The 7,618-nt window shown below is 36.6% G+C and carries 7 protein-coding genes, 3 tRNA genes and 1 rRNA gene; 1 reads left to right on the forward strand and 10 read right to left on the reverse strand.

The window, feature by feature from the left end:
• Nucleotides 1-23: 23 nt before the first annotated feature.
• Together HMPREF0877_RS08170 and HMPREF0877_RS08175 are read right to left on the reverse strand one after the other, a co-directional pair.
• The gene (locus tag HMPREF0877_RS08170) at nt 24-686 is read right to left on the reverse strand and encodes a hypothetical protein (RefSeq protein WP_002828864.1); all 663 of its coding nucleotides are present in this window, start codon (nt 684-686) and stop codon (nt 24-26) included.
• A 15-nt stretch (nt 687-701) separates the two neighbouring features.
• Complete coding sequence (locus HMPREF0877_RS08175; RefSeq protein ID WP_040761049.1) at nt 702-953, reverse strand: GlsB/YeaQ/YmgE family stress response membrane protein; 252 nt, start codon at nt 951-953, stop codon at nt 702-704.
• Between the two features lie 74 nt (nt 954-1,027).
• Here HMPREF0877_RS08175 and HMPREF0877_RS08180 point away from each other — a divergent pair, with 74 nt between their 5' ends.
• Complete coding sequence (locus tag HMPREF0877_RS08180) at nt 1,028-1,381, forward strand: iron-sulfur cluster biosynthesis family protein (RefSeq protein WP_002828866.1); 354 nt, start codon at nt 1,028-1,030, stop codon at nt 1,379-1,381.
• 112 nt (nt 1,382-1,493) lie between these two features.
• Here HMPREF0877_RS08180 and HMPREF0877_RS08185 read toward each other — a convergent pair whose 3' ends face one another.
• From HMPREF0877_RS08185 to HMPREF0877_RS08220, 8 genes are all read right to left on the reverse strand, one after another.
• Entirely contained in the window at nt 1,494-1,829 is a 336-nt protein-coding gene (locus tag HMPREF0877_RS08185; protein WP_081443732.1) for a hypothetical protein, read from the reverse strand.
• Between the two features lie 62 nt (nt 1,830-1,891).
• A tRNA-Asn gene (locus HMPREF0877_RS08190) sits at nt 1,892-1,964 on the reverse strand.
• Nucleotides 1,965-1,969: 5 nt separating this feature from the next.
• Nucleotides 1,970-2,086, reverse strand: a 5S ribosomal RNA gene (gene rrf / locus HMPREF0877_RS08195).
• 101 nt (nt 2,087-2,187) lie between these two features.
• Nucleotides 2,188-3,132 (reverse strand): exopolyphosphatase, encoded by a 945-nt coding sequence (gene ppx / locus HMPREF0877_RS08200; protein ID WP_002828867.1) that lies wholly within the window; start codon nt 3,130-3,132, stop codon nt 2,188-2,190.
• 34 nt (nt 3,133-3,166) lie between these two features.
• Entirely contained in the window at nt 3,167-5,314 is a 2,148-nt protein-coding gene (locus tag HMPREF0877_RS08205) for an RNA degradosome polyphosphate kinase (RefSeq protein ID WP_002828868.1), read from the reverse strand.
• A complete protein-coding gene (locus HMPREF0877_RS08210; RefSeq protein ID WP_002828869.1) occupies nt 5,314-6,837 on the reverse strand; it encodes a Ppx/GppA phosphatase family protein in 1,524 nt (507 codons plus the stop codon). The genes HMPREF0877_RS08205 and HMPREF0877_RS08210 overlap by 1 nt, the downstream gene beginning before the upstream one ends.
• A gap of 625 nt (nt 6,838-7,462) precedes the next feature.
• Nucleotides 7,463-7,535: transfer RNA gene (locus tag HMPREF0877_RS08215), tRNA-Thr, on the reverse strand.
• 5 nt (nt 7,536-7,540) lie between these two features.
• Nucleotides 7,541-7,613 (reverse strand) — tRNA-Asn (locus HMPREF0877_RS08220).
• Between the last annotated feature and the right edge of the window lie 5 nt (nt 7,614-7,618).

The following is a 7,618-nucleotide window of genomic DNA, read 5'->3' on the forward strand; positions in this document are numbered from 1 at the left end:
GTTAAGGCTTTTTTTGATAATATTTATAATTGTTCTGGTGATAATGCAACTAACGATTGTAGCCACTGCTTTAATTGTGTATCGTCAACGTCAACTGTAAATGGTGTTGTAGAATAAACAACGGCAACATTCTGCCAATCGAGTGCACCATGACTGATGAATGACTTTGATAAGTCTTGAATATTTGCATTGGTAACCGTTGCCAATTGGCTAGTTCCTGCGAAACGACTAAGGTACCAATTTACAGCTAGTTGTTGACTAACAACACTGGTAATATCCACATCCTTGCTTGTCAGACGAACGGCATTTTTAGTCGGCAATGCTGGCACTTCTTTTATAATAAAATGAGAAAACTTTGACCATTGACCCACAATAATTGCATAAAATTGCCAAGGTACTTTACTAGCAATTCGAGCTAGTGTCTGGATCGTTATCTTATCCATGTCCCATAGATTACTATCTACAGTACTAGTAGTTGTTTGTTGACCCCATTCCGCTAAAAAACGTTGCATCGTTTCATCAACTAAAGCAGATGTTGCATGTTGCGTTAATACATAGCGACCTTGCAAAAAATCAGCTACTTCTGAAAGATCGATCTCAGCATTTACTTGACGTTGTGCACGCTGTTTCAACTGACGACTTTTTTTATTAGTGCTTACTCCTGCGTAATGTCCTTGCTTAACCACAATATACCTCTTTTATCACCTATCTGCTCGACTAAGTAGCCAAGAAACTAGGATAACGACAACAACCGCGCCAATAATCGATGGGATAAGCGCCATGCCTGCAACATTTGGCCCCCATGATCCCAATACTAACTCACCAAGCCACGAGCCAACTAGACCAGCAACAATATTGGCAATCCAACCCATGGAACCACCATGTTTTGTCACAGCCCCTGCAATAGCACCAATAACTGCACCAACAATAAGTACCCAAATTAAATGAAACATCGCTATCTCCTTTCTCATCCTAAACTATCATCACAACCTGTGTTACAATAAGCAGAAACAGGGAGGACAATATCATGTACTTAACATTTTCTGACACTGCTCTACAGCGTATTTCACCCTTGGTAACGACAGATACCCGCATCGCACTTGATTTGGACGATGGTGTTGGTCCATTTTCAAATTCTGCCACATGCACCTTTGATGTCGCATTCAACTTGGTTCTTTGCCAAGCAAGTGATTTATCAGATGATTTCAATATGACCATTGATAGCGACTTAGGTCCTGTCTATATCAAAGATTATACAACAGAACAGTTAGACTCTGCACTTAATTTAGACGTTGATCATTATCTTCGTTATAAGCTTTCAGGGCCATCTGGTATTTTAGATCCTAATGTGACGCTACGTAACTTGCAACCAGTTGGTTAACATAAATAAATTAGCATTAAAGAACACATTTAAAAAGTTGGAACAAAAACAAATGTTCCAACTTTTTTTGCTAAAAATGCCTTCAAAACGACTTTTGTCCTGCTCTCCCTTTTTATCTATTTGCCAAATCATACTCTAACTGCTGTATTTTATTTATCAAAGCATCTTCAATAATTTTGTGACGTGCCAGTTCTTGTTTAGCAATCTCCGGCTGCTGCGTTGGTGTTAGTAACGTAGACTGACCTTGTTGCTTTGCTACCTGATGTAATTGCTCGTTTTCCTTACGCAATTGATCAATTTCTTCAGCCATCAACTGCATCGTTTCCTGTGACTCTGTCGCTTGTGCTTCATAAATTTCTGCACCCGTACGCCATTTATCAGCCTCTTGTTGTGCCTCATGTAAAGCATCAACCAATTGTTTAATTTGTTCTTCCATTGTTATTTTCATCTTGGCATCCCCCTCAAAATGATTGTATAAAAAAAGCCATTCACTATGGAATGACCCTGAGACTCCGAATGTCGGGCTCGAACCGACGACAGCACGATTAACAGTCGTGTGCTCTACCAACTGAGCTAATTCGGAATGATGCATCGCGATGTCCTATCCTCGCAGGAGGCGATCCTCCAACTACTTTTGGCGCTACTGAGCTTAACTGCTGTGTTCGGTATGGGAACAGGTGTGACCTCAGTGCCATCATCACGACACGATATGATGTCGTAAGTACACAACTTACAGTTAACAATCATATCTTGAAATACTGACTTTGTCAATACTTTAGTATAAAACAGAGTGTGTCAAAAGCGCTTTATTTATTTACTACACTTTCTCGCAAAATATCATGCAAACGTTCATATAAAATACCAACTCTTAACCCACTAGTTGAAAAAGTAATTTTTTCAGAATCCAAATAATTCATTAAGAGTATAACCGGTATTAAGCCACCAACAATAATATCAGCACGGTCTTTACTAATACCTGGTACGTCTTTTCGACCATCAAAATCAAGACTGATGATATCCTCAAAGGTCTTGTTCACCTGTGTATCCTTAATTTGATAACCATGGACATCCTCCATGTTAAACAAGTGATCCCGACGGCGATTAATCTTTGCAAGTGTTCGATTACTGCCGCCCAGGCCGATAATTGGCAAATTCAAACCATTCTTTAACCACCAAACATTTTGGAAGATTTCATTAATTGAAATGACTGCCTTAAATAATTCTGAAGCAGAAACATGATTTCCAAGATCATATTCGGAAGAAATTGTAACAGACCCAATTGGAATACTAATGAGGTTTGCTACTTTGCCGTTCTGAACTAACACAATTTCAATACTTGCACCACCAGTATCAATTAAAATAGCGTTGGTGATTGGTAATGTCTCTGTGACACCAATGTAGTCATAATAAGCTTCTTGCGTACCTGAAATAACTTCCAAATCAATGCCAATCTCTGACTTCACCTGTTTTAAAAAGGCCTTTTGATTTGATGCCTGTCGTACCGCTGCTGTAGCTACAGCACGGATATTGGCATTATCTAATTTTTTGTAGACATCCTTAAATGAACGTAGCGCCTTCATTGTTCGTTCAATAGCCGCTGGTTTTAGAATTTTTTCTTCACCCATATCTTCAGATAAACGCACAAACTCTTTCATATGAGTTACTGTTTCATGTGTGCCATCTTCATTAATACGAGTAATTGTCATTCTAACTGAATTCGATCCCAAATCAATAACTACAAAATTTTCCATTAAAATCCCCTTCTACTATATCTACCTACTACCGCTACTCACTTAATGGATCGTGCTGATTTTCCGGACTGAACATTGGCTGAAACTGATTTGGATTTTGCTTATGTGAATCAGATTGTTGTTGCTGTGCCCATTGTGTTGCCTGAACTGCAAAATAATCCTGTGCATCTAATGAAGCCCGTCCACGACGATCAACTCGACTATAAATACCATCTGCACCAAGAACCCTTGTTTTCACATTATCATCCCATAGTGTACGATAAATCGATAATACACGGCGAGCTAAATCAGTTTGTTCAATAGGAAACAACTGTTCAACCCGTCGATTTAAGTTTCTCGTCATCAAATCAGCTGATGACAAATATACTTGCTTTTCACCTTCAAAATCAAAAATATAAATCCGACTATGCTCCAAAAAACGCCCAACAATTGAATGTACTCGGATTGTTTCACTAATGCCTTTAATACCTGGTTTCAAACAGCAAATGCCCCGAATAATTAAATCAATTGCCACCCCCTCATGAGAGGCTTCATACATTTTAGCAATCATTTCTTGATCAGACAAAGAATTCATCTTCATCTGAACATGGACAGGCTGTCCAAACTTTGCATAATTAATTGCTTGATCTAATTTATCCAGAATAAACTCTCGGATACCATTTGGTGAAATGTGTAGCTTATGAAAATAAGGTGGCCGTGAATATCCAGATAACATATTGAATATATTCGTGACATCAATCCCAATATTGTTATTTGCGGTCAGTAAGCCAATATCCGTATAGAAATGGGCCGTGATATCATTATAATTCCCTGTACCTAAATGAACGTACCGTTGGATGCCACTTTCTTCACGTCGTACCACTAGAGACAATTTAGAATGCGTTTTTAACCCAACCAATCCATAAATGACGTGACAACCCATGCGCTCCAGTTGACGAGCCCAATGAACATTATTCTCTTCATCAAATCGCGCTTTAACTTCAACCAAAACAGTGACCTGTTTACCATTTTGAGCAGCACGTCCTAAGTATTTGATAATTGGTGAATTACCTGAAACACGATATAAAGTCATTTTAATTGCTAAAACATCCTTATCAATCGATGCTTGACGAATAAATTCCACCACCGAATCAAATTTATCATATGGATGTTGCATCAACCGATCATGTTCTTTTATTGCTTCAAAAATGTTGTGTTCCGCATTAAGTGCAACATCTTGATAAGCCTGAAATGGTGCATATCTCAATTCGTCTTTTCCAGTAACTGCACTGGAAAGTTTTCCTAAGAAATTTAAATCAACAGGTCCATTAACTTCGTACACAGAATCTTCATCCGTGCCTAGTTCACGCACTAACCGTTTACGTAGTTTTTTACTAATATCAGATTCAACTTCTAGCCGAATCACTTTTCCATGTGCACGTAAGGTTAATTGCTGCTGCACTTCTTTCAAGAGATCAGACGTATCTTCTTCAGCAACATCTAAGTCCATGTCACGAATAACACGGAAAGTAGAGACTTCATGAATCTTGTAGTTAACAAATAATTGATCAACAAATCGCTTTATAATATCTTCTAGTAAGATAAAATCATTTTCTGCCGCAGGTAACTTTACAACACGTGGAAAAATACTAGGCACTTGCAAGGTTGCATACAACGATTTATCACTCCCCTTTTTGCTTAATCGTAGTGATAAGTTGATTGTATCATTACTAATAAACGGAAAAGGACGTGATGTGTCATCTGCCATGGGCGTTAACACTGGATATAATTCATCATGAAAGTAGCTCTTAATGAATTCAAATTGGTCATCAACAAGATCATCAGCCTTTAATAAATTAATGCCCACCTGCTTGATTGCGGGTAATAAAATTCGATTCAACGTGGTATACTGCTTAATTAATTGTTCATGTGCTTTATCATTAACAGCCTTTAATTGTTGTTCTGCTGATAGACCTGATGCATCACGTCCATCCCACTTTACCTCAATTAACTTTGCTAAAGATGCCACACGAACCATCACAAATTCATCCATATTACTCTGAGTAATCCCTAAAAACTTTAGTCGTTCTAATAATGGATTATTCTTATTTCGCGCTTCCTCAAGCACACGATCATTAAAATTTAGCCAGCTTAATTCACGGTTTGTATAAAAATGTGGATCTTCATAATCTATTTTTGCCATTACTTAACCCCCCTCTGCTTTAGCACCGCTTTTAAACCATATGTCTCTTGAAAAAATTGACTTTTCGAGTTAAAAATCCAATTCTCATAGGCCAAATTGGCATTACTATATGCTGAAATAACCACGCTTTGACTTTTAATTGATACTGAAATTTTCTGGATTTTTTGCTGTCGATCATCATCCAATGCATCTGCTAGCCTAAGAATCGCTGCTAACTTTGAAATCAAACGCCTATTTTCTGCAGAGATTTGATTAAAATGGCTTAAATCTTCACTTGGTGTTGTCGCACTATGATATTTTGCGATAGCAGCAATAATTTCCAATTCTTCACTAGATAAACCAATAATATCTGAATTTTTAATAATATATTCAGAATGTAAATAATGAGAATGAACCCCAATATAATTTCCTACATCATGTAGAATGGAGGCAATTTCTAACAGAACCCGTTCACGTTTTCCTAAAGTATGTAACGGCTTTAATTGATTAAATAAATGAAGCGCAAATTTTGTAACAAGATCACGATGGACTGGTTCAACATCATAGTGATTTGCAAGGTTAGTTGCCATCGTAATCATTTGCTTTGTAAAATCATGCTTTGAAAAACCTAACGCAACTTCCTCATCATTCACAATGCCATCAACAATTCCCGAATCTGAAAAGCTTATTTGCTTTGCACTAGTTAATTGAATAATTCGCCGAATTAATAATAACTCTGGCAGGATAAGTGGCACTGCATCTTCATTGACCTGTAGCTGATCCGTCAGGTATTGATCTGACGCATCAACAATATCATCAACCAAATCATTAAAAACCGAAATTGAAAAAGCTGGTTCTAGTTCTTCCTTGATATAATGTGTCACCACATTTTTTATAGGTGATGTTCCTAGCAAAATAATTTGGGAATCTTCTTTCGTTACCACATTTACAAGACTCCCTATATCGAAGTCTTTTAACTTGCTATCAATATAATCATTTAAAACACTAATAGAATTGGGGGCAGATTGACGAAGACTTTGTAAATCTTCCGCAATTTTTATTGGACCGAGCGCAAAATTAGTAGATGTCACAAATTTGCCACTATCATAACGTGTAACTGAAGTATTTCCTGAAGTAATACCCACGAGATAAACAATATGATTATCTTTTTCAAGTTCTAATGAAACATTCTGATTACGATAGTACACTTCATCACTCATTGATAACCAGCGAACCTCGATACCGGTATGTAAGAAAAATTGATCTGCCATAAAGTCAGCATTAATAGCCTGTGATAAGGCCTGACTTCCCCATAATTGATAATTTTCCACTCCATAATCATGTAAAATCTGAATAAATCCAGTTAATGCTTCCACAATTTTACTAACTGACTCAAATTTTACTGGATGTTGACGATAAACATCATCACCTAAATTAATTTCTTTTGTTACTTTTTCAAGAGATTTATGTGTTTTTAAATTAACAATCAACAATTCTACACCAGTAACATTGACTGTCATTACTCCAAAATATTTTTGAGTCATGTAAAATCTCCCCAATTCAACATTTTTCTTTCCAAATTATAATTCTTATATGATAGTATACAATAAATTCTAAAATTTAATCTTCCAAAATGGATTAATAACATAAAAAATATAGGCTTAAATATTTAAAGACCCCGAATTAACCAAATATTATTGGTTGATTCGGGGTTCAATCGGTTAAGATAATTTTTCCACACTAAATGGTTTTATTTGGTAATGTTTGTTGATACGGAAAGATAATCAATTAATCATTCTTAATAAGGTAAATTTCCATGAAAGCTTGATTCACGTAAAATTTGAATAGTTGTTGAGATACTCAAAACAATTGCAACTATAAAAAGGGACACAATAATGATACATAGGCTAATAATAAATACATTTAATAACAGACTCAAAAGTATCACCTCTCTTAAAAGAGCTCACAAACTCGACCTAGTAGTACCTATCTTTAACACGTCATCGATTCAACTTAATTATTACCTTAACACCTCCTTACTTACCTTAATTTTAACATTGAAAATTCATAATGAAAGCATTGTGTTTAATTATATATTTATCAATCGATATTCTGTATACAAAAAACTCCTATAAACCTTGTTATCAAGGCTTATAGGAGTTACACGCATGCCGACTGGGGGATTCGAACCCTCGACCTACGGTTTACGATACCGTTGCTCTACCAACTGAGCTAAGTCGGCAATTACTCCGAATGTCGGGCTCGAACCGACGACAGCACGATTAACAGTCGTGTGCTCTACCAACTGAGCTAATTCGGAATGAT

Origin of the sequence: Weissella paramesenteroides ATCC 33313, assembly GCF_000160575.1 — a bacterium.
GTDB classification, from domain to species: Bacteria; Bacillota; Bacilli; order Lactobacillales; family Lactobacillaceae; genus Weissella; species Weissella paramesenteroides.